The sequence below is a fragment of the Streptomyces sp. NPDC001493 genome (assembly GCF_053597235.1).
On sequence record NZ_JBSFHV010000008.1, the window covers coordinates 117,200 to 137,974 of the forward strand.

Below are 20,775 nucleotides of genomic sequence, written 5' to 3' on the forward strand. Positions count from 1 at the left end.
CGGCAACTTGCCTATGCCAATACCGACTTATGCCTACTTCAGCCGGGCCATGAGGGCGTGCTCGACGAGGGTGATGAGGGCGCTCTTGGCGTCCGCGCGGTGGCGGGCGTCGGTGGTGAGGATCGGGGTGTCGGGTCCGATCTGGAGTGCTTCTCGTACTTCGTCGGGGGTGTAGGGCTGGTGTCCGTCGAAGCCGTTGAGGGCGATGACGAAGGGGAGGCCGCTGTTCTCGAAGTAGTCGACGGCGGGGAAGCAGTCGGCGAGGCGGCGGGTGTCGACCAGGACGACGGCGCCGATGGCGCCGCGTACGAGGTCGTCCCACATGAACCAGAAACGGTCCTGCCCGGGGGTGCCGAACAGGTACAGGATCAGGTCCTGGTCCAGGGTGATGCGTCCGAAGTCCATGGCCACCGTGGTGGTGGTCTTGTCCCCGGTGTGGGTCAGGTCGTCGATGCCCGCGGATGCGGACGTCATCACGGCCTCGGTGCGCAGCGGGCTGATCTCCGAAACGGCACCGACAAACGTGGTCTTACCCACGCCGAAGCCCCCTGCCACCACGATCTTCGCCGAGGTGGTGGAGCGGGCCGAACCGCCGCTAGAGCTTGCGAAGTCCACTGAGCACCCTTTCGAGCAGTGTCACATCCGGCGTTCCGCCGGCCTCTCCGTTGCCCGGCTGGTGGATGGCCACCATGCCGGCTTCCGCCAGGTCCGCGACCAGGATCCGGGCCACACCGAGCGGCATGGACAGCAGAGCCGAAACCTCGGCCACCGACTTGACCTCGCGGCAGAGGTGGCAGATCCGCTGGTGCTCGGGCAGCAGCGTTCCCAGGTGCGCGGGGTCGGCCGTCGTACTGACCAACGCCTCGATGGCGAGCTGGTAACGCGGTCGTGTCCGTCCGCCGGTCATGGCGTACGGACGAACCAGCGGCTGGTCGCCCTCCCCGTCGTACGACGCGTGGTGCAGAGCGCCGTACGGATCGGGTGAGGCGGGTGGCGGGGTCATGAATCCTCCGGGCGTGACAGCGAGGTGTCTACTCGCCGTCTGCAAGGGGCCGGTGGGGGCGGTGAGCGGCCGGACGAGTGAGGGTGGTGGGCAGTACCTGAGGAGATCTCGAGAGATCCCCACTGCGTGGCCGCCTAGTGGAGCAGACTTCCTTGGAGCTCGGCGCGCAGGTCGGGCGTGAGGACAGTGCCGGCACGGTCGACGAGCAGAGCCATTTCGTAACCGACGAGACCGATGTCGGCCTCGGGGTGGGCGAGGACGGCCAGCGACGAGCCGTCCGAGACCGACATCAGGAACAGGAAGCCGCGCTCCATCTCCACCACCGTCTGGCTGACGGCACCGCCCTCGAAGATCCGGGAGGCGCCGGCGGTCAGCGAGGTGAGCCCGGAGGCGACCGCGGCCAGCTGGTCGGCGCGGTCGCGCGGGAATCCTTCGGACATCGCCAGCAGGAGTCCGTCCGCCGACACCACCACCGTGTGCGACACCCCAGGGGTGTTGTCCACGAAGTTGGTGATCAGCCAGTTCAGATTCTGCGCGGCCTGACTCATGGGGCTCAACTAACGCTCCTGCTGGTGAGTGGGGCCGAGTTGGAAGCTTCCGGTCGACTGGCTGTTCGCCTGCCGACCCTGCTGGATGCCCCGGCGGAGATTGGTCAGACGCCCGCGCACGTCATCGGGCGCACGCGAAACCTGAGGTCCGGACTGGTGATTCTGCTGCTGAGCGGTACCCGGAACCAAATTGGCACGCGGAACCCGCCGGGGAAGCCCCGAAGTGGTGACACCGCCCGCGGCCGGCTTCTTGACCCGCTCGGCCTGACGTACGAGTTCGTCGTTGGGCGAAGGCCGCCACGGACCCGCCGGGCTCGCGTCGCCGGAGGAGCGCCGGGGCGCCGCCGGAGCCGGAATCCCACCGGGCTGTGAGGGAGCCGCCTCCTCCTGCGGCCGGCCGCCCTGCTGCGGACCGTGGAACCAGTTGGTCTCCAGCGTGTCGTACAGCGGGGTGCGGCCGTCGCCAGGACCGGCCGGCGGCAGCGCCTCGGGCGCGGACCGGCGCGGCGGCAGCGAACGCTGGGGCGGCTCGCCGGCCGGAGCCGGACGCGGCACACCCTGCTCGCCGCCGTTGCCGTACTGGCGCGGGGCGGGCAGTCCCTGGTCCGGAGCCCCGAAGTCGGGACGGGCGAACTGCGCGGTGCTCGCGGGGTCCTGCGGCTGCGGGACCTGCGGCGCCGAGAAGTCCGGGCGGGCGAACTCCGAGGTGGCACCGGGTCCCTGGCGGTCGTCGCCCGGAGTGCGCCGGTTCAGCGGGGAGTTGAAGTTCCGGTTCGGTACGGGGCCCGCCGGAGCGGGGAACTGGCCCGTGGCCTCGGCCTCTTCGTGCCCACGCGGCGCGTCGGCGGGCCCGCGGCGCTGCGCGCCCCGGTCCTCCATGCCCCAGGTGGTGGTCTGCGGCTGCGGGTGCTGCGGCTGCGGGTTGCCCCCGGGCAGCTCGGCCCGCGGACCGCCGGGCGGCGGCAGCTGACGGCCGGGCCCGGTGGGCTGCTGGAACCCGCGCTGACCCTGACCGCCCTGACCCGGACCGCCCTGGCCCCGCTGGGGCTGCATGCCCTGCTGGTTGCCCAGGCCCTGCTGGTTGCCGAGACCCTGGTTCGGGTTCTGGCCGAACGCCGGCCGGCCGCCCTGGCCCTGGTCCATGCCCTGGCCCTGGTCCATGCCCTGGCCGAACTGGCCGGCCGGAGCACCCTGGTTGCCCTGGATGGACTGGTTGCCCTGGTTGTTCTGGCCCTGCCACTGCTGCTGCGGCCCGGTGGAGCCGAACACGTCCTGCCGTACCGGACGGCCGCCCTGGTCCGGCCGGGTCATCGGGGCCTGCTGGGCCGGGGCGCCGTGCCCGAAGAGGTTCGTCTGGTCCTGCTCCGAACCGCCCTGCGCACCGCGTGCGCCCAGCCGGGCGCCACCGCCCTGCCGCTGCGGCTCGGGCCGCCCGAAGTCCTGCGGACCCTGCTGGCCCTGCGGCGCCTGCGGACGACCGGCCTGCGGTCCTCCCTGCGGTACGGACGGTCCGCCGGGCTGCCGCTGAGGCCCGCCGGCCTGCGGGCCGGACGCCTGAGGTCCGCGCGCGGCGGTGTCGCGCGAGGGCAGTGCCGCACGCGGACCGGAGCCCGCACCGACCTGGCCCCGGGCGGGAGCCGAAGGGCCGAGCCCCTTGGCACCGGCCTGCGGGCCGCCGAGACCGGCGCGCGGAGCACCGGCACCACCGAGCAGACCGCCGGGCGCGGCCCCCTGCTGGCCCGCACCCTGCTTGGACGGCGGCTGCTTGCCACCGTGCGCGACGTCCACGGGCAGCATGACGAGCGCCGTGGTGCCGCCGGAGTCGGAGGGCCGCAGCTGGATGCGGATGCCGTGACGGAGGGAGAGCCGGCCGACCACGAACAGACCCATGCGCCGGGAGACCGACACGTCCACGGTGGGCGGCGAGGCGAGTCGCTCGTTGATCGCCGCGAGGTCCTCGGGCGAGAGGCCGATACCGGTGTCGTGGATCTCGACGAGCACCCGTCCGTCCGGCAGGGCGTGACCGGTGACCCGGACCTTCGTCTGCGGCGAGGAGAACGACGTGGCGTTCTCCAGCAGCTCGGCGAGGAGGTGCACGAGGTCGTTGACGACCCGGCCGGCCACTTCGGTGGCGGGCACCGCGGCCAGTTCGATGCGCTCGTACTGCTCCACCTCGGAGGCGGCGGCGCGGAGCACGTCGACCAGCGGGACGGGGCGTGTCCAGCGGCGGCCCGGTTCCTCACCGGCGAGGACGAGGAGGTTCTCGCCGTTCCGGCGCATACGGGTCGCGAGGTGGTCGAGCTTGAAGAGCGAGGACAGCTGGTCCGGGTCGGCCTCGCGGGACTCCAGCTCGGAGATGAGCGAGAGCTGACGCTGGATGAGGCCCTGGCTGCGGCGCGAGAGGTTGGTGAACATCGCGTTGACGTTCCCTCGCAGGAGCGCCTGCTCGGCGGCGAGGCGGACGGCCTCGCGGTGCACGTCGTCGAAGGCCGCGGCCACCTGGCCGATCTCGTCACGGGAGTGGACGCCGACGGACTCGACGGAGGTGTCGACGTCCTGCGGGTCGGTCTCGGAGAGCTGACGGACGAGCTCGGGCAGCCGGTCCTGGGCGACCCGGGTCGCGGTGTCCTGGAGGCGGCGCAGCGAGCGGATCATGGACCGCGCCACGACGAAGGCGCCGACGAGCGAGACGCCGAGCACCAGCAGGATGATGGCGCCGTTGAGGATCGCCTCGCGCTGGGCGGACTCGCGCAGCTCGCGGGCCTTGCCCTCCATGTCGCTGAGGAGGGTCGCCTCGATGGTCTCCATCGCCTGGATCTTGGTGGAGCTCTGGTCGTACCAGTCGAGGTAGGAACGCGGCTTGCGCCCGCTCAGGCCGACCGTGGTGTCGAGCACCTGCTTGGCGTAGGTGTTGGCCGCCTGGATCTCGGGGTTGCCGCTGGTCAGCGGTGCCGTGAGGTCGGACGCGCTGTTCCCGGTGGCCGCGTAGATGGTCTCGAAGGAGTTCATCGCCAGGCTCTCCTTGCGGAGCGCGTTGCGGCCGAACTGCTTGTCGTTCTCACTGAGGTTGGTCTTCGTGCTGTTTCCGCCCGGCAGCGCGGCGGCGATGATCGCCCGCTGGACCGAGGCGTACTCCTTGGCGGAGGAGAAGGCCGCCAGCGCACGGGTGCGCTTGATCATCTCGGGGCTGGAGGTCGCCTGCGCCATGTCCTGGGAGAGGCTCAGCAGCGAGGTGATCAACTGGCTGTACTGGTCGATCGTGTTGACGCTCGGGGAGCCCTTGGCGTACGCGGTCTTGCGGATGTCGCGGATCTGCCCGAGCTGCGTCGCGATCATGTTGACGCTGGCGTGGATGCCTTCGAGGGCCTCGTCGCCATCGGTGTCCCCGATGGCCATGGTGGCGTCGAGGAAGGCGTCCTTCGCCCGGTCCGTCTTCTTCCGGGGTTCGGTGACCTTGTAGTTGGTCGCCTTCACGCCGTTGGAGAGCGGTCCCGCCGACTCGTCCCGCTCGACCTGCAGGGCCTGCGCGAGCGCGGTGGCCTGCTTGGTCATCTGCGTCAGCAGCTGCATGTGCTCCAGCTGCTGGATGTCGTTCATCGACTCGTTGATGCGGAGTCCGCCCAGCGAGGTCGCCGCGACCACGGGGAGTGCCAGGAGGGAGACCAGGCGGGTACTGATGCGCCAGTTACGCAGGGCTACGCGTGAACCCGTGCTCACCGGGTCCCGGGGTTTCGCCGCCGCTGCCGGTTCGGCACTTTCGCTCGTCGTGGAACCCGGGCGCGCGGTCTGCTCCGCGCCGTCGCCGGCGCCTGCCGACCCGGGGTTCTGGGCGTGCTGGGGCGAGGAACCGCGGTCGGTCCCGCCGCGCGGCTCCTGTTCCGCCGGAGCACTGCCATCCCTCTTGAAACGTCCCTGCACTAGCGTCGCAACCTCTGGACCAGGCGTCCCCCCGCATGCGCGGCGGTGACGGTGTCGGCGTCGTGGGGCGCTGGACGCGCCCCATGGTGGTCGTTGAACGACCGGCGTTCTTGAACCCCCTCCGCCGCCACTCGGCGCTGCGTTGCTGCGTTGCGCCCCTGCGCGCCGGTCTCTACCCGTGGCGGTGCGTGGAATTCCAGCACAGTGCCGGACCTCCAACAAGGCCCGTGGGTTCCCCATGGGTAGGTGTCACAGGGCGTGATGGCCGTGTGACCAGCCGTGCAGCGTGTTCATGCGGAAAGTGGATCATTACGGACAGGTCAGTCGGACGAGTGCGGTGTCCCAGTCCTGATGATCAGGAGCGGAATAGAACATTCAGTGACGCAATGTCCGTTTCCATATGCGTGATCATCATTCCGATATGCGGCATTTATGGTGCTGGTCGTGAGCAAACTCACATGATGATCGCCGTCTCATCCGGGGCAAGGCCGGGAATCCGATGTTTAGCCTGACGCTTTACTGGGATGGCGAACCCGACCAACTGGGCGCACCCCGGGGTGCGCCCCCGGCGACAAGGTCCCCACGGAAGATGAACACGACGCAGTCCCGCAGCCTCGCCAACCCCCGGCGCACCACGCTGGCGCACCTCACGGACGCCTCCACGCTGCGCGCCCCCGAGCTCTCCGAGCGGCCCGAGTACACCACCGCGCTGCCCACGCAGACGGCCAACCCGCGCCGCACCATCCTCAGGTAGGCACCCCCGCCGGGAGTCCGGCCGACCCGCCCGTCCCGCTGTCCGCACCTTCCGGAGGGACGGGCGACGATCCGCCGGACACTCCCCGGTCCCCGCACGGCGAGGCGATAGCCTGGAGCGTCAGTCTTCAGCCAGCCAGCAAGTGAGGGGCGACAGCATCCCGTGCGCATCGCCAGGTTCTCCATCGACGGCAATGTCGCCTTCGGCGCCGTCGAGGGTGAGGGCACCGTGGAATCCGGTGGCCTCGTCCTCGACATCATCAAGGGCATTCCGTACGCCGACTTCGAGCTCTCCGGCACCAAGGTCCCGCTGAGCAAGGTCAGGCTCCTGCCCCCCGTGCTCCCCAACAAGGTCGTGGCCATCGGCCGCAACTACGCGGAGCACGCCGCCGAACTGGGCAACGAGGTCCCGGACGTCCCGGTCGTCTTCTTCAAGCCCACCACCTCGGTGACCGGCTCCGGCGACGCCATCGAGTACCCCTCCTTCTCCGACGAGGTCCACTACGAGGCCGAACTGGCCGTGGTGATCGGCCGGATGTGCCGCGAGGTCCCCCGCGAGCGGGTCAAGGACGTCATCCTCGGCTACACCTGCGCCAACGACGTCACCGCCCGCGACGCGCAGAAGCGTGAGAAGCAGTGGGGCCGGGCCAAGGGCTTCGACACCTCCTGCCCGCTCGGCCCCTGGGTGGAGACCGACCTGGACCCGTCCGACCTGACGATCCAGACGACGGTCAACGGCGAACAGCGCCAGCTCGGCCGTACGAGCGAGATGATCCGCTCCATCGAGGACCTGATCGTCCACATCACCGAGGCGATGACGCTCCTCCCCGGCGACGTCATCCTCACCGGAACCCCCGCGGGGGTCGGCCCCCTGCACGTCGGCGACGAGGTCGCCGTCACCATCGAAGGCATCGGCACTCTCACCAACAAGGTGATCAAGCGTGGTTAACGGCTCCTCCCCCCGTGTCCGGTTCTGTCCCTCCCCGACCGGCAACCCCCACGTGGGCCTGGTCCGGACGGCCCTCTTCAACTGGGCCTTCGCCCGGCACAACGAGGGCTCGCTGGTCTTCCGCATCGAGGACACCGACGCGGCGCGCGACTCGGAGGAGTCGTACCAGCAGCTGCTCGACTCGATGCGCTGGCTCGGCTTCGACTGGGACGAGGGCCCCGAGGTCGGCGGCCCGCACGCCCCGTACCGCCAGTCGCAGCGGATGGACATCTACCGCGACGTCGCCGAGAAGCTGAAGGCCGGCGGATACGCGTACGACTGCTACTGCACCACCGAGGAGCTCGACGCCCGCCGCGACGCCGCCCGCGCCGCCGGCAAGCCGTCCGGGTACGACGGCCACTGCCGCGAGCTCACCGCCGGGCAGGTCGAGGCGTACGAGGCCGAGGGCCGCGCGCACATCGTGCGCTTCCGGATGCCCGACGTGCCGCAGACCTTCACCGACCTGGTGCGCGGCGAGCTGACCTTCCAGCCGGAGAACGTGCCGGACTACGGCATCGTCCGCGCCAACGGCGCCCCGCTCTACACGCTGGTCAACCCGGTCGACGACGCGCTGATGGAGATCACCCACGTCCTGCGCGGCGAGGACCTGCTCTCCTCCACCCCCCGCCAGCTCGCCCTGTACGCGGCCCTCACCGAGCTGGGCATCGCCAAGGCCACCCCGGTCTTCGGCCACCTCCCCTACGTCATGGGCGAGGGCAACAAGAAGCTGTCCAAGCGTGACCCGCAGGCCTCGCTCAACCTCTACCGCGAGCGCGGCTTCCTCCCCGAGGGGCTGCTCAACTACCTCTCGCTGCTGGGCTGGTCGATCGCCGAGGACCGCGACATCTTCTCGATCGAGGAGATGGTGGCGGCCTTCGACATCGCGGACGTCAACGCCAACCCGGCCCGCTTCGACCTCAAGAAGGCCGAGCACATCAACGCCGAGCACATCCGCCGGCTCGATGTGAAGGACTTCACCGACGCGTGCGGTCCCTGGCTGGTGGCGCCGTACGCGAACTGGGCCCCCGAGTCGTTCGACGCGGAGAAGTTCGCCGAGATCGCGCCGCACGCCCAGACCCGGGTGACCGTCCTCTCCGACATCACCGCCAACGTCGACTTCCTCTTCCTCGACGAGCCGGTCGAGGACGAGGCGTCCTGGACCAAGGCGATGAAGGAGGGCTCCGACGCCCTGCTGACCACCGCCCGCGCCAACCTGGCCGACGCCGAGTGGAACGCCGAGTCGCTGAAGAACGCCGTCCTCGCGGCGGGCGAGGCCCACGGCCTCAAGCTCGGCAAGGCCCAGGCCCCGGTGCGCGTCGCCGTCACCGGCCGCACGGTCGGCCTGCCGCTCTTCGAGTCCATGGAGATCCTGGGCCGCGAGAAGACCCTGTCCCGGGTGGACGCGGCTCTCGCGAAGCTCACCGCGTAGCGCGGCGCCGTACGCACGTCCCGAGGGGCGGACCACCGGAAGTCCGGTGGTCCGCCCCTCGGGCGTTCCCGGGCCTCCCAGGCCCCTTCGCGCGGGTCTCGCGCGGTCCCGCGCGGCTCTTTGGCCGGTTCTCGCCGAGTGGGGCCGGAGAAGCGCCGGTAGCGTGGCGTACATGCAGATCCGCGCGGTGCTCTGGGACGTCGACGACACACTCTTCGACTATTCCGGCGCCGACCGCGTCGCCATGGCGCGGCTGCTGGAGCTGGAGGGGCTGCCCGGCGGCTGGACCACCCCCGACGAGGCGCTGGACGGATGGAGGGCGCTCACCGCTCGCCACTGGGCGCGGTTCGCCGCGGGGGAGACGGACTTCGAGGGGCAGCGCAGGGACCGGGTGCGGGAGTTTCTGGGGCGGGACCTGGAGGACGCGGAGGCCGACGCGTGGTTCCGGCGGCACGCGACCCACTACGAGGCCGCCTGGAGCCTCTTCCCCGACGTGCTCCCGGTCCTCGACCTGCTGGGCGGCTACCGCCACGGAGTCCTGTCCAACGCCGGCGCCGTGCAGCAGGACCGCAAGCTGAGCGCGCTGGGCGTACGCCACCGGTTCGAGGCGCTGCTCTGCGCCGTGGAGCTCGGTGTCGCCAAACCCGATGCCGGCGCCTTCCACGCCGCCTGCGAGGCGCTCGCCCTGGAACCGCACGAGGTGGCGTACGTGGGGGACGAGCCCGACATCGACGCCGCCGGCGCGGTCGCGGCCGGGCTGACGGGGATCTGGCTGGACCGGGCGGAGCGGGGCGGCAGGGCCGATCTCGTACGGATCACGGGCCTCCACCAGCTGCCCGAGGTGCTGTCGCGGGATACCCGTTTTGGAGCGTCGGACACCTTCGGGTAATGTTCTTTCTGCGCCGCCCGAGCGGGCCGAAAGATCCGGCCGGGAAGCGCAGACAGAGACAAAACCTCCAGAGGTTGCGTTTCAGTGGGCTATGGTGTAATTGGCAACACTACGGTTTCTGGTACCGTCATTCTAGGTTCGAGTCCTGGTAGCCCAGCGCAAGACCGAAGTTCGCAAGACTTCAAGCAACAAGCCCCCGTTGTGTAGCGGCCTAGCACGCTGCCCTCTCACGGCAGTAGCGCCGGTTCGAATCCGGTCGGGGGTACAGATCCTTCCCGCGGGAACAATCCGGGTCGCACCCGATGTTCTTGATGCAGGATCGCTAGGGCCCCCGTTGTGTAGCGGCCTAGCACGCTGCCCTCTCACGGCAGTAGCGCCGGTTCGAATCCGGTCGGGGGTACGTACCACACCATGGGCTATGGTGTAATTGGCAACACTACGGTTTCTGGTACCGTCATTCTAGGTTCGAGTCCTGGTAGCCCAGCGCAAGACCGAAGTTCGCAAGACTTCAAGCAACAAGCCCCCGTTGTGTAGCGGCCTAGCACGCTGCCCTCTCACGGCAGTAGCGCCGGTTCGAATCCGGTCGGGGGTACAACTCGGCAGTAGAGAAAGGCCCTTCACTCCGGTGAAGGGCCTTTTTCGTGTACCCGGACGGCCCGGACCACCTGGCGACCTGGGGGACGTGGCGACCTGGGCGCTCCGGACGACCCGCACGCGGGACGCAGCGCGCAGGGCGCCCAACACCCCGTTCGTGCCCGGCCGTTCGTGCCCGGCCGTTCGTGCCCGGACATGAAAAAGGCCGCCACGACGCTGGGGCGGCCAGTGCGAACAAGAGCGGAAGCAGAGAAGCGGAAGCAGAGAAGCGGAAGCAGAAGCGGATGCGGTAACGCGGTAACGGCGGGCGGGGGGACGGTCGGTGGAGGCGGTCAGCCGCGGCGCAGGGCCTCGCTGAGACGGGCGGCCGAGTCGATGACCGCCTGCGCGTGCATCCGGCCCGGGTGGCGCGTCAGCCGCTCGATCGGCCCGGAGATGGAGACGGCGGCCACCACCCGGTTCGACGGTCCGCGCACCGGCGCGGAGACCGACGCGACGCCCGGCTCGCGCTCACCGATCGACTGGGCCCATCCCCTGCGGCGCACCCCGGAGAGGGCCGTCGCCGTGAACCGGGCGCCCTGGAGGCCGCGGTGGAGGCGCTCGGGCTCCTCCCAGGCCATCAGGATCTGCGCGGAGGAGCCCGCCTTCATGGTGAGCGTGGAGCCGACCGGCACGGTGTCCCTGAGCCCGGAGAGCCGCTCGGCAGCGGCGACACAGATACGCATGTCGCCCTGGCGGCGGTAGAGCTGGGCGCTCTCGCCGGTGATGTCGCGCAGGTGGGTGAGCACGGGTCCGGCCGTCGCCAGGAGGCGGTCCTCGCCGGCCGCCGCGGCGAGCTCGGCGAGCCGCGGGCCGAGGATGAACCGGCCCTGCATGTCCCGGGCCACCAGACGGTGGTGTTCGAGTGCCACGGCCAGTCGGTGGGCCGTGGGGCGAGCGAGACCGGTCGCCGCGACCAACCCGGCGAGGGTGGCCGGACCGGACTCCAGTGCGCTCAGTACGAGTGCAGCCTTGTCGAGAACGCCGACGCCGCTAGAGTTGTCCATACGACGATATTCGCGTCTCACTCTGTGAAACGCAAGTTCAATTTTCCGCAGAAGTTGCGAACCTGTACCGGCGGCCGTACGACGGCCCGCAGCCGCCGCCCCGATCGGGGGAGCCGTCCCGTACGGGACCGGGACGGTGGCGCACCGAATCTCTAGTTGGGCCGGCGAAGACGCCGGTCGGAGGGAAAGCGATGGGTAGGACACTCGCGGAGAAGGTCTGGGACGACCACGTCGTCCGGCGCGCAGAGGGCGAGCCCGACCTCCTCTACATCGATCTGCACCTGCTGCACGAGGTGACCAGCCCGCAGGCCTTCGACGGGCTGCGGCAGGCCGGACGCCGGGTCCGGCGCCTCGACCTCACCATCGCCACCGAGGATCACAACACCCCGACCCTCGACATCGACAAGCCGATCGCCGACCCGGTCTCCCGCGCCCAGCTGGAGACCCTGCGCAAGAACTGCGCCGAGTTCGGCGTCCGTCTGCACCCGCTCGGCGACGTCGAGCAGGGCGTCGTGCACGTGGTCGGCCCCCAGCTGGGTCTGACCCAGCCGGGCATGACCGTCGTCTGCGGCGACTCGCACACGTCGACCCACGGCGCCTTCGGCGGGCTGGCGTTCGGCATCGGCACCAGCCAGGTGGAGCACGTGCTGGCCACCCAGACGCTGCCCCTGGCCCGTCCGAAGACGATGGCCATCACCATCGACGGCGATCTCCCCGAGGACGTCACGGCCAAGGACCTCATCCTGGCGGTCATCGCCCGGATCGGCACCGGCGGCGGCCAGGGCTACATCCTCGAATACCGCGGCTCCGCCATCGAGAAGCTCTCGATGGAAGCCCGCATGACCATCTGCAACATGTCGATCGAGGCCGGTGCCCGCGCGGGCATGATCGCCCCGGACGAGACCACCTTCGCCTACCTCGAAGGCCGTGCCCACGCCCCCAAGGGCGAGGACTGGGACGCCGCCGTCGCGTACTGGAAGACCCTGCGCAGCGACGACGACGCCGTCTTCGACGCCGAGGTGGTCATCGACGCCGCCGGACTCGCCCCGTTCGTCACCTGGGGCACCAACCCCGGCCAGGGATCCCCGCTCTCCGCGAACGTCCCCGACCCGGCTTCGTACGAAGACGCGTCGGAGCGGCTCGCCGCCGAAAAGGCCCTGGAGTACATGGGGTTGACCGCCGGGCAGCCGCTCCGCGAGATCGGCGTGGACACCGTCTTCGTCGGGTCCTGCACCAACGGCCGCATCGAGGACCTGCGCAACGCCGCAGCCGTCCTGGAGGGCCGCAAAGTCGCCGACGGCGTACGGATGCTGGTCGTCCCCGGCTCGGTCCGGGTCGCCCTCCAGGCCGTCTCCGAGGGCCTGGACAAGGTCTTCACCGAGGCCGGAGCCGAATGGCGCCACGCGGGCTGCTCGATGTGCCTCGGCATGAACCCGGACCAGCTGGCGCCCGGTGAGCGCTCCGCCTCCACCTCGAACCGCAACTTCGAGGGCCGGCAGGGCAAGGGCGGCCGGACCCACCTGGTCTCCCCGCAGGTCGCCGCCGCCACCGCGGTGCTCGGCCACCTGGCCTCGCCCGCCGACCTGTCCGACGACCGCACGCCTGCCGGAGTCTGAGAACCATGGAAGCTTTCACCACGCACACCGGCCGGGCCGTCCCGCTGCGCCGCAGCAACGTCGACACCGACCAGATCATCCCCGCGCACTGGCTGAAGAAGGTCACCCGCGACGGGTTCGAGGACGGCCTCTTCGAAGCCTGGCGCAAGGACGAGAACTTCGTCCTCAACCGCCCCGAGCGGCAGGGTGCCTCGGTCCTGGTGGCCGGCCCCGACTTCGGTACCGGATCCTCCCGCGAGCACGCCGTCTGGGCCCTCCAGAACTACGGTTTCAAGACCGTGATCTCGGCCCGGTTCGCGGACATCTTCCGCGGCAACTCGCTGAAGAACGGCCTGTTGACCGTCGTTCTCGACCAGGCCGTCGTGGACGCGCTGTGGGAGCTGACCGAGGCCGACCCCACCGCCGAGGTCACCGTCGACCTGGAGGCCCGCCAGGTCCGGGCCGAGGGCATCGAGGCCGCCTTCGAGCTCGACGAGAACGCCCGCTGGCGTCTGCTGAACGGGCTGGACGACATCAGCCTCACCCTTCAGAACGAAGCGGACATCGCGGCATATGAGGTGGCAAGGCCGACCTTCAAGCCGCGTACAATTGAGGTCTGAGCAGCGCTTTTCCGGACTGCGCCCCCTGCCTTCGGGTAGGGGGCGCAGTCGCTTGTTGAGACCCTGTCGGGCGACAACTCGCCTCAGATGGCACAATCGGTGCATGGAAGGCGACAACCAACTCAAGCTCTATGGCCAAGTCGCCGACCAATTGAAGGAAGCGCACGGAAGGGTGCGCGCACTGCAAGTCCCGGAGGGCGTACGGATGGCGCTGTCCCGGAAGCTGTTGGCCGTCACGGCCACGGCGAAGCACGATCTCTCAGGCGCGGCAAGGCGCCTGGACCGGTTGATGAAGGACCTCGATGAGGGCCGATTCCCCGAAGGTGACTGACTCCGCGGAAGTCCGCATCAGTCGACTTCGTTGCGGCACTAGGGTGATTAGCCCGTTTCGTGTTTGATTTGCGGTATATATCTGCCTAACGTGCGAAAACGCTTGAACACTTTCGTTCTGGCAATGTCTCCGAAGGGGAAGACGTGAACAAGGCACAGCTCGTAGAAGCGATTGCCGAGAAGGTCGGCGGCCGTCAGCAGGCCGCGGACGCGGTGGACGCGGTACTGGACGCGATCGTCCGCGCCGTCGTGGCCGGAGACCGTGTCTCGGTCACCGGTTTCGGCTCGTTCGAGAAGGTCGACCGCCCGGCGCGGTACGCCCGCAACCCGCAGACCGGCGAGCGCGTCCGGGTCAAGAAGACCTCGGTGCCCCGCTTCCGCGCGGGTCAGGGCTTCAAGGACCTGGTGAGCGGCTCCAAGAAGCTCCCGAAGAACGACGTGGCCGTCAAGAAGGCCCCCAAGGGCAGCCTCTCGGGCGGTGCTTCCACCCGTACGACCACCAAGGCCGCGGCCAAGAAGGCCACCGCCCGCAAGGCGGCGACGGCGAAGAAGACCACCACCGCCGCCGCGACCACGGCGAAGAAGACCACCGCCACGCCCGCCAAGAAGGCGACCACCGCCGCAGCGGCGAAGAAGACCACGGCGGCCGCGAAGAAGGCGGCCACGCCGGCGAAGAAGACCGCCGCCGTCGCGAAGAAGACGGCCCCGGCCAAGAAGGCCACGGCCAAGAAGGCGCCCGCCAAGAAGACCACGGCGCGCACCACCACGGCCAAGAAGGCCACCGCTCGCAAGAAGTGAGACCGGGCACCCGCTCGTTCTCGCACGACGCGCCGGGCCGGGTTCCCCTCGGGGAGCCCGGCCCGCGGGCTGTCCGGGAGCCGGGCGGAGTCCCGGCGGGCACCCGCCCGTTCGGCCGAACGGGGCCCGCTCAGAAGGTCTGCAGGGTCACCAGGTCGATCCGGAGCGCGGCACCCTCGCCCGAACCCTCGATCCGCACCCGCTGACCGGGGCGGAGCAGCCGCAGGCCGCCCGCGTCGAACGCGGCCGCCGGGAAGTCCACCGGGGTGCCGTCGTCGAGCAGCACACTGCCGCTGCGGGTTTCGGGGTCGTACGTGTACGCGGTCGCCTGCATGGGCCGCAGCCTATCGCCCGGTGGGCGCCGACCGCGTGGGCCCGGCGGCCGGGCGGGGGACGGCCCCCAGCCGTACCGCGTCCCGCAGTTCCCCTGTACGCGGCCCCACGCCCAGGGCCAGCGCCACCAGCAGATCGTCCCCGGTGTCCACGTCCCGGCGGACCGAATCCAGCCCCTCGGGCGGCACCTCCCGTGCCCCCGACGCGAGATGCCGGGCGCGCGAAGGGCCGCCGAAAGCGGGACGCAATTCCACTCCGGGCTCGGCCGAGAGAAATGTCGTCCCGATTCCCGCGGCGTCCGAAAGGAATGTCCGGGGAAATCCGGAAGAGAATTCGAGGACCCGCGACAATTCCGAGGGGCGCAGCGCGGGGAGATCCGCGTTGAGCGCCGCGACCGGAGCCGACGGCCTGACGGCACGCACCAGCCCCGCACCGTACGCGAGCGCCGCGTTGAGACCGGCGGCCGGGAAGTCGGGTACGACACGGGCTCCCAGCGCGGCCAGACGGTCCGCCGCCACCGTGTCGTCCGTGACGACCACCACATCGCGTACGTCCGTACAGGAGAGCGCCGCCGCGACCGTGTCCTCGGCGAAGGCCAGGGCGAGTCGGGGCCGCAGCGCGTCGCCCAGCGCGTCCCGCAGCCTGCTCTTGGCGTACGCCAAGGGCTTCAGCGGGACGACCAGGGACCAGCGGCCGGCCGGGTCGGTGTTCGTGGCGATCTCCCCCTCCGTGAACGTCGGCCCCCATTCTCGCTCCCGGGTGCGACAGCCTGCCGGTCCGGTCCGGGGAGCGGGGCGTACGGTGTTCTCGACAGAGCAGGGGCCTGGGGCGGGACATGACCGTCCGTGGCCGCACCGCAGGTCAGGTCCGAGCGAAACCCGAGTGAAAGGTGTCCGAGTGTCCCGCCGCAGAATCGGCTTCTGGTACCGCCTGGCGGCGGTCATCGCCAAGCCGCCACTGGTGGTTCTCTTCAAGCGTGACTGGCGGGGAATGGAACACATTCCGGCCGACGGCGGATTCATCACGGCCGTCAACCACAACTCGTACCTGGACCCGCTCTCGTACGGGCACTTCCAGTACAACACCGGCCGGGTGCCGAGGTTCCTGGCGAAGGCCGCCCTCTTCCGGGCCCCGTTCGTCGGCATGATGCTGCGCGGCACCGGCCAGATCCCCGTCTACCGCGAGACCACCGACGCGCTGAACGCCTTCCGCGCCGCCGTGGCCGCGATCGAGGACGGCGAGTGCGTCGCCTTCTACCCCGAGGGCACCCTCACCCGCGACCCCGACATGTGGCCGATGAACGGCAAGACCGGCGCCGCCCGCGTCGCGCTGATGACCCGCGCGCCCGTCATTCCGGTCGCCCAGTGGGGCGCGAACCTCGCGATGCCGCCGTACGCCAAGGAGAACAAGTACCGGTTCTTCCCCCGGAAGACCCTCCGGGTGCAGGCCGGACCGCCCGTCGACCTCAGCCGCTTCTACGGCGCGGAGCCGACGCCCGAGGTACTGCGCGAGGTCACCGAGGTCATCATGGCCGCGATCACCGAGCAACTGGAGACCGTACGCGGCGAGAAGGCTCCCGCCGAGCCGTACGACCACCGCAAGGCCCGCGCGAACCAGCGGCGCCAGGCCGAAGAGAAGGGTTCCCAGTGACCGAACCGCGCAAAGTGGCCGTCTTCGGGGCGGGTTCCTGGGGCACCGCCTTCGCCGTGATCCTGGGTGACGCCGGCTGCGACGTCACTCTCTGGGCCCGCCGCGCCGAGGTCGCCGAGGACATCAACACCACCCGGACCAACCCCGGCTACCTCCCCGGCGCCGAACTGCCCAAGTCCGTCCGGGCCACCACCGACCCCGCCGAGGCGCTGCGCGGCGCCGAGTTCGCGGTGCTGGTGGTGCCCTCCCAGACGCTGCGAGCCAACCTCGCCGAGTGGGCCCCGCACCTGGAACCGGACACCGTCCTCGTCTCCCTGATGAAGGGCGTCGAGCTCGGCACCGCCAAGCTGATGAGCGAGGTGATCGCGGACGTGACGAAGGTCTCCGCCGAGCGCATCGCCGTCGTCACCGGCCCCAACCTCGCCGGCGAGATCGCCGAACGGCGCCCCGCTGCGGCCGTCGTGGCCTGCCAGGACGAGTCGGTGGCCCAGCGGCTCCAGGCCGCCTGCCACACCCCGTACTTCCGCCCGTACACCAACACCGACGTCGTCGGCTGCGAGCTCGGCGGCGCCGTCAAGAACGTCATCAGCCTGGCCGTCGGCATCGCGGACGGCATGGGCCTCGGCGACAACGCCAAGGGCTCGCTCATCACCCGCGGACTCGCCGAGACCACCCGACTGGGCCTCGCCATGGGCGCGGACCCGCTGACGTTCTCCGGACTCGCGGGCCTCGGCGACCTGGTGGCGACCTGCTCCTCGCCGCTCTCGCGCAACCACACCTTCGGCACCAACCTCGGCCGGGGCATGACGCTCCAGGAGGCGATCGCCGCCACCAGCCAGACCGCGGAAGGCGTCAAGTCCTGCGAGTCGGTGCTCGATCTGGCCCGCCGGCACGGGGTCGACATGCCGATCACGGAGACCGTCGTCGGGATCGTCCACGAGGGCAAGCCGCCCGCCGTCGCGGTCAAGGAGCTGATGTCGCGGAGCGCCAAGCCCGAGCGGCGCTGACTCCTTTCGGTACCAGCAGGTACGCTCATCGCGATATGAGCAGCGAGAACCTCCCCCAGAGCCCTGAGCGTCCGAAGAGCCCTGAGCAGCAGCGCCGCAAGCCGCGCGTGGCTGTCGTGTTCGGCGGACGCAGCTCCGAACACGGCATCTCGGTCGTCACGGCCGGCGCCGTCCTGAACGCCATCGACCGGACCGTCTACGACGTCCTGCCGATCGGCATCACCCAGGACGGCCGCTGGGCACTCACCGGCGACGACCCGGCCCGCATGGCGATCACCGACCGGCAGATGCCCGACGTGGACGCGCTCGCCGAGTCGGAGAAGGGCGGCGTGGTTCTCTCCGTGGACCCGGGCAGCCGCGAAGTCGTCCTCAGCGAGCCCGGATCGGTGCCCCGGGCCCTGGGCGAGGTCGACGTCGTCTTCCCCGTGCTGCACGGCCCGTACGGCGAGGACGGCACCCTCCAGGGCCTCCTGGAACTCTCCGGCGTCCCCTACGTCGGCGCGGGCGTCCTCGCCTCCGCCGTCGGCCAGGACAAGGAGTACATGAAGCGGGTCTTCATCTCCTTCGGCCTCGCCGTCGGCCCCTACCTGGTCGTCCGGCCCCGCGAGTGGGAGAACGACCCCTCCGCCGCCCGCAAGCGGATCGTCGACTTCGCCGGCGAGCACGGCTGGCCGCTCTTCGTGAAGCCCGCCCGCGGCGGCTCGTCGGTGGGCATCACCAAGGTCGACGGGCCCGACGGCCTGGACGAGGCGATCGAGGAGGCCCGCAGGCACGACCCCAAGTTCCTCGTCGAGTCGCTGCTGAGCGGTCGCGAGATCGAGTGCGGGGTGCTGGAGTTCGAGGACGGACCGCGCGCCAGCGTGCCGGCCGAGATCCCGCCGGTCACCGCGCACGACTTCTACGACTTCGAGGCCAAGTACATCGACGCGGCCGCCGGACTCGTGCCCGCCCCGCTCACCCCGGAGCAGACCGCCGAGGTCCAGCGCCTCGCGGTCGCCGCCTTCGAGTCCGTCTCCTGCGAGGGCCTGGTGCGCGCCGACTTCTTCCTCACGGACGAGGGCGAGTTCGTCATCAACGAGATCAACACCCTGCCCGGGTTCACGCCCATCTCGATGTTCCCGAGGATGTGGCAGGAGAGCGGCGTCGACTACCCGGAGCTGATCGACCGGCTCATCCAGGCGGCCCTGACCCGGTCCACCGGCCTGCGCTGACCGTGTGCCCCCCGCCGTCGGCCGGTGAAGAACCGGCCGGCGGGGCGGTGGCAGCGGTTCAGAGGCTGTCGGGGACCGTCTCGAGCACCGGCTTCGCGAACTCGGCGAGCGGGCTGGCGTCGTGGGCGAACCGCGTTCCCATGGAGACCTCGACATACGCCTTGCGGTACGTCGTGGTGAACCGGGGCCCCTCGTCCGGGCGTTGTTCCAGCAGCCAGTTGACACCGTCCGCGTCGATCCCCTTGGAGGCCGCGTCCGCCATGGCGGCGGGCCGGGGAACACCGCAGCGAAGTACGATCGCCCCGTCCCCCCAGCCGGCGGTCAGCTCCGACTCCGGTGCGGGATCGCTGCGTTCCAGCCCGGCCACGGTCTTCGGCAGTGCCTTGTGCAGCGCCGAACAGTACGCGGCCGCGTCCTTGGACGGAGTGGGTACCGCGACCGACGGCTGCGAGCCGCCGGAGCAGCCCGCCGCCAGCAGGAGCGCGGCGGCGGACGGCACGAGGAACGACGGGCTGAGCGACCGGCGGCGGGAAGACGTCACCGGACCAGCGTAGACGGGGGTCAGATGTGGACTACGGGGCAGGTCAGGGTCCGCGTGATGCCTTCCACCTGCTGGACCCGGGCGACCACCATGCGGCCGAGCTCGTCCACCGTGTCGGACTGGGCGCGCACGATCACGTCGTAGGGGCCGGTGACGTCCTCTGCCTGGATCACTCCCGGAAGTTTCGCGATGGTCTCGGCGACGATCGACGCCTTGCCCACCTCGGTCTGAATAAGGATGTACGCCTGTACCACGGAACCTCCAGGGCGGCCACGAGGATCATGTGGGGGAGAGGAACGCCACGTTATCGCGTCACCGGCGGGAGCGGGGAGACCCGGGGACCGGGAGCGGTCCGTAGCGTGGCGTACGGGCGACACGGAACGACGTGTCTCCCGACACTACAGACAGCGGTGACCGCCCGCTACCGCGGACCGGCCCGGCCCGGGGGAGGGCCGCGTCCGGTCCGCGGACACGTCGGAGCAGCCCGCACCGGACGCCCGGTGCGACGAACGAGAGGTGACACCCGGTGAAGGGAACCGTGGGTGAGTTGGGGGAGTTCGGGCTCATCAGAGAGCTCACCGCCCGCCTCACCACCACTCCGGCGGTACGGCTGGGGCCCGGCGACGACGCCGCGGTCGTGGCGGCTCCGGACCGCAGGGTCGTGGCCAGTACCGACGTACTGATCGAAGGACGCCACTTCCGCCGCGACTGGTCGACCGCGTACGACGTCGGGCGCAAGGCGGCGGCGCAGAACCTCGCCGACATCGCGGCGATGGGAGCCGTGCCCACCGCGCTCCTCCTCGGCCTCGTCGTCCCGGCGACCCTCCCGGTGACCTGGGCGACCGAACTCATGGACGGGCTCCGCGACGAATGCCAGGTCGCCGGGGCGGCCGTGGTCGGCGGCGACGTGGTCGGCGGGGACACCATCACCGTCGCGATCACCGCGCTCGGCGACCTCCGCAACCACGAACCGGTCACCCGGGGCGGCGCCCGGCCCGGGGACGTCGTCGCCGTCACCGGCTGGCTCGGCTGGTCCGCCGCCGGATTCGCCGTACTCTCCCGGGGATTCCGCTCGCCCCGCGCCTTCGTCGAAGCCCACCGGCGCCCCGAACCGCCGTACCACGCGGGCCCCGCGGCGGCCGGACTCGGCGCCACCGCGATGACCGACGTCAGCGACGGCCTGGTCGCCGACCTCGGACACATCGCCGAGGCCAGCAAGGTCCGCATCGACCTGCGTTCCGGCCTCATCGACATCCCGTCCCAGATGTCGGACATCGGACAGGCGGTCGGCGTCGACCCGCTCCAGTGGGTGCTCACCGGGGGAGAGGACCACGCGATCGTGGCGACCTTCCCGCCCGACGTGAAACTCCCCGCCCGCTGGAAGGTGATCGGCGAGGTCCTCAACCCGTCCGCCCTGCCCCAGGTCACCGTCGACGGCGCACCCTGGACCAGCAGGGGAGGCTGGGACCACTTCGGCGACGTCGAGGACGCCCCGTAGGGCGTGCCGTCGAAGCGGCGTCCG

General features: G+C 70.6%; 21 protein-coding genes and 5 tRNA genes. 17 read left to right on the forward strand and 9 right to left on the reverse strand.

Features of this window, described 5'->3' with window-relative positions; all coding sequences use genetic code 11:
* Positions 1-33: 33 nt before the first annotated feature.
* The 4 genes from ACWCWD_RS14240 to ACWCWD_RS14255 all read right to left on the reverse strand — a co-directional run bounded on the left by ACWCWD_RS14240 (position 34) and on the right by ACWCWD_RS14255 (position 5,469).
* Positions 34-615 carry a GTP-binding protein gene (locus tag ACWCWD_RS14240; protein WP_450772861.1) on the reverse strand — a complete coding sequence of 194 codons (582 nt, stop codon included), beginning with the start codon at positions 613-615 and terminating at the stop codon, positions 34-36.
* Positions 596-1,003: a DUF742 domain-containing protein gene (locus tag ACWCWD_RS14245; RefSeq protein WP_266709549.1), complete on the reverse strand. Its 408-nt coding sequence runs from the start codon at positions 1,001-1,003 to the stop codon at positions 596-598. Before ACWCWD_RS14245 ends, ACWCWD_RS14240 begins: the two co-directional genes overlap by 20 nt.
* A gap of 134 nt (positions 1,004-1,137) precedes the next feature.
* Positions 1,138-1,551: a roadblock/LC7 domain-containing protein gene (locus tag ACWCWD_RS14250; protein ID WP_323180487.1), complete on the reverse strand. Its 414-nt coding sequence runs from the start codon at positions 1,549-1,551 to the stop codon at positions 1,138-1,140.
* A 9-nt stretch (positions 1,552-1,560) separates the two neighbouring features.
* A complete protein-coding gene (locus tag ACWCWD_RS14255; protein WP_450772863.1) occupies positions 1,561-5,469 on the reverse strand; it encodes a nitrate- and nitrite sensing domain-containing protein in 3,909 nt (1,302 codons plus the stop codon).
* Positions 5,470-6,058: 589 nt separating this feature from the next.
* Here ACWCWD_RS14255 and ACWCWD_RS14260 point away from each other — a divergent pair.
* From ACWCWD_RS14260 to ACWCWD_RS14300, 9 genes are all read left to right on the forward strand, one after another.
* The gene (locus ACWCWD_RS14260) at positions 6,059-6,223 is read left to right on the forward strand and encodes a hypothetical protein (protein WP_450772865.1); all 165 of its coding nucleotides are present in this window, start codon (positions 6,059-6,061) and stop codon (positions 6,221-6,223) included.
* A gap of 162 nt (positions 6,224-6,385) precedes the next feature.
* Positions 6,386-7,171: a fumarylacetoacetate hydrolase family protein gene (locus ACWCWD_RS14265; protein WP_450772866.1), complete on the forward strand. Its 786-nt coding sequence runs from the start codon at positions 6,386-6,388 to the stop codon at positions 7,169-7,171.
* Positions 7,164-8,639, forward strand: coding sequence for a glutamate--tRNA ligase (gltX, locus tag ACWCWD_RS14270; protein WP_450772867.1), 1,476 nt, complete (start codon positions 7,164-7,166; stop codon positions 8,637-8,639). The genes ACWCWD_RS14265 and gltX overlap by 8 nt, the downstream gene beginning before the upstream one ends.
* A gap of 172 nt (positions 8,640-8,811) precedes the next feature.
* A complete protein-coding gene (locus ACWCWD_RS14275) occupies positions 8,812-9,528 on the forward strand; it encodes an HAD family hydrolase (RefSeq protein ID WP_450772869.1) in 717 nt (238 codons plus the stop codon).
* A gap of 85 nt (positions 9,529-9,613) precedes the next feature.
* Positions 9,614-9,685 (forward strand) — tRNA-Gln (locus ACWCWD_RS14280).
* Positions 9,686-9,720: 35 nt separating this feature from the next.
* A tRNA-Glu gene (locus ACWCWD_RS14285) sits at positions 9,721-9,793 on the forward strand.
* A 62-nt stretch (positions 9,794-9,855) separates the two neighbouring features.
* Positions 9,856-9,928 (forward strand) — tRNA-Glu (locus ACWCWD_RS14290).
* 12 nt (positions 9,929-9,940) lie between these two features.
* Positions 9,941-10,012, forward strand: a tRNA-Gln gene (locus tag ACWCWD_RS14295).
* Between the two features lie 35 nt (positions 10,013-10,047).
* Positions 10,048-10,120 (forward strand) — tRNA-Glu (locus ACWCWD_RS14300).
* Positions 10,121-10,454: 334 nt separating this feature from the next.
* On the opposite strand, the gene ndgR is transcribed toward ACWCWD_RS14300, so the two are convergent.
* A complete protein-coding gene (ndgR, locus tag ACWCWD_RS14305; protein ID WP_275491887.1) occupies positions 10,455-11,168 on the reverse strand; it encodes an IclR family transcriptional regulator NdgR in 714 nt (237 codons plus the stop codon).
* A 191-nt stretch (positions 11,169-11,359) separates the two neighbouring features.
* On the opposite strand from ndgR, the gene leuC reads away from it, so the two are divergent.
* The 4 genes from leuC to ACWCWD_RS14325 all read left to right on the forward strand — a co-directional run bounded on the left by leuC (position 11,360) and on the right by ACWCWD_RS14325 (position 14,511).
* The gene (gene leuC, locus ACWCWD_RS14310; RefSeq protein WP_450772871.1) at positions 11,360-12,784 is read left to right on the forward strand and encodes a 3-isopropylmalate dehydratase large subunit; all 1,425 of its coding nucleotides are present in this window, start codon (positions 11,360-11,362) and stop codon (positions 12,782-12,784) included.
* Positions 12,785-12,789: 5 nt separating this feature from the next.
* Entirely contained in the window at positions 12,790-13,383 is a 594-nt protein-coding gene (gene leuD / locus ACWCWD_RS14315; protein WP_390962442.1) for a 3-isopropylmalate dehydratase small subunit, read from the forward strand.
* A 103-nt stretch (positions 13,384-13,486) separates the two neighbouring features.
* Positions 13,487-13,714, forward strand: coding sequence for an SCO5555 family protein (locus tag ACWCWD_RS14320; RefSeq protein WP_327178200.1), 228 nt, complete (start codon positions 13,487-13,489; stop codon positions 13,712-13,714).
* A 143-nt stretch (positions 13,715-13,857) separates the two neighbouring features.
* Positions 13,858-14,511, forward strand: coding sequence for an HU family DNA-binding protein (locus ACWCWD_RS14325; RefSeq protein ID WP_327178201.1), 654 nt, complete (start codon positions 13,858-13,860; stop codon positions 14,509-14,511).
* 130 nt (positions 14,512-14,641) lie between these two features.
* On the opposite strand, the gene ACWCWD_RS14330 is transcribed toward ACWCWD_RS14325, so the two are convergent.
* On the reverse strand, positions 14,642-14,845 hold the full coding sequence (locus tag ACWCWD_RS14330; RefSeq protein WP_450772872.1) for a hypothetical protein: 204 nt from the start codon (positions 14,843-14,845) through the stop codon (positions 14,642-14,644).
* 10 nt (positions 14,846-14,855) lie between these two features.
* On the reverse strand, positions 14,856-15,563 hold the full coding sequence (gene cofC, locus ACWCWD_RS14335) for a 2-phospho-L-lactate guanylyltransferase (RefSeq protein ID WP_450773044.1): 708 nt from the start codon (positions 15,561-15,563) through the stop codon (positions 14,856-14,858).
* A 178-nt stretch (positions 15,564-15,741) separates the two neighbouring features.
* On the opposite strand from cofC, the gene ACWCWD_RS14340 reads away from it, so the two are divergent.
* From ACWCWD_RS14340 to ACWCWD_RS14350, 3 genes are read left to right on the forward strand one after another with little or no spacing between them, the layout of a single operon-like run.
* The gene (locus ACWCWD_RS14340) at positions 15,742-16,494 is read left to right on the forward strand and encodes a lysophospholipid acyltransferase family protein (protein ID WP_450772874.1); all 753 of its coding nucleotides are present in this window, start codon (positions 15,742-15,744) and stop codon (positions 16,492-16,494) included.
* Entirely contained in the window at positions 16,491-17,501 is a 1,011-nt protein-coding gene (locus tag ACWCWD_RS14345; protein ID WP_450772876.1) for an NAD(P)H-dependent glycerol-3-phosphate dehydrogenase, read from the forward strand. Before ACWCWD_RS14340 ends, ACWCWD_RS14345 begins: the two co-directional genes overlap by 4 nt.
* Positions 17,502-17,536: 35 nt before the next feature.
* Entirely contained in the window at positions 17,537-18,712 is a 1,176-nt protein-coding gene (locus ACWCWD_RS14350) for a D-alanine--D-alanine ligase family protein (protein WP_450772878.1), read from the forward strand.
* Between the two features lie 58 nt (positions 18,713-18,770).
* Here ACWCWD_RS14350 and ACWCWD_RS14355 read toward each other — a convergent pair whose 3' ends face one another.
* Both ACWCWD_RS14355 and ACWCWD_RS14360 read right to left on the reverse strand, forming a co-directional pair.
* Positions 18,771-19,253: a DUF3515 domain-containing protein gene (locus ACWCWD_RS14355; protein WP_450772880.1), complete on the reverse strand. Its 483-nt coding sequence runs from the start codon at positions 19,251-19,253 to the stop codon at positions 18,771-18,773.
* Positions 19,254-19,273: 20 nt separating this feature from the next.
* Positions 19,274-19,507, reverse strand: coding sequence for an Lrp/AsnC ligand binding domain-containing protein (locus tag ACWCWD_RS14360; RefSeq protein ID WP_450772881.1), 234 nt, complete (start codon positions 19,505-19,507; stop codon positions 19,274-19,276).
* A 272-nt stretch (positions 19,508-19,779) separates the two neighbouring features.
* On the opposite strand from ACWCWD_RS14360, the gene ACWCWD_RS14365 reads away from it, so the two are divergent.
* On the forward strand, positions 19,780-20,751 hold the full coding sequence (locus ACWCWD_RS14365; RefSeq protein WP_390962434.1) for a thiamine-phosphate kinase: 972 nt from the start codon (positions 19,780-19,782) through the stop codon (positions 20,749-20,751).
* Positions 20,752-20,775 lie beyond the last annotated feature (24 nt).